The sequence below is a fragment of the Xanthomonas axonopodis genome, assembly GCF_001304695.1.
Classification (GTDB): domain Bacteria; phylum Pseudomonadota; class Gammaproteobacteria; order Xanthomonadales; family Xanthomonadaceae; genus Xanthomonas; species Xanthomonas axonopodis.
Map to the genome: position 1 here is coordinate 1 of NZ_JFAQ01000217.1, position 671 is coordinate 671.

Here is a 671-nt window from a genome sequence, read left to right on the forward strand (position 1 = left end):
GCGCAAAAAGCCAATGATTTGTTCCTCGGTAAAACGCTTCTTCACGTCCAATCTCCTTCAGGTAGGGAATTGGACTCCAAACTGGCGTGCTACTCAAAATCGGGGGGACGTCGCTTCGAAAGTGATAAACCGATATTGGATGTCATCTGACAAGATCCGAGGTAGTAAGCTTTCCAACATGGCTCGAGCGGAGGGCTCCTCCAGAAGAAATACAAGTTCCCTCATTGCGGATCGACTCCGTCGAAGAATCCTTGTTTCCACAGATAACCAAGTTGGTCACCCTCCTTGACATAGCTGGAAATTTGTTGATTGTCACGCGCGCGATGGACTTCAGTGCACCCGTTTCGCTTTACGAGCCAGCACGCCTCGTCGAGTTCGGCTGAATTCAGGAAGTCAGGCGAATGAGTAGATACCAGTACCTGACCACCGCGCTCGGCGTACATGCGGAATTCTTCCGCAAGTTCGGTCATGAGTTGCGGGTAAAGTTGGTTTTCCGGTTCCTCGACGCAAAGTAGAGGATGCGGAGAGGGGTCATAAAGAAGTACCAAATAAGCGAACATCTTGATCGTGCCGTCAGAAATATATCGGTCAAGGAACGGCGTCTTGAACGAACCATCCTGGAATCGTAGCGTCAGATAGCCGTCGTCCATCAGTTTAGAGCGGCTAACAAA

General features: G+C 50.2%; 1 protein-coding gene. It reads right to left on the minus strand.

Translation table 11 applies throughout. The features are described 5' to 3' along the window. Nucleotides 1-221 precede the first annotated feature (221 nt). Nucleotides 222-671 (minus strand): AAA family ATPase (locus XAXN_RS17410; protein ID WP_134980630.1); only part of this gene is annotated, 450 nt, incomplete at its 5' end.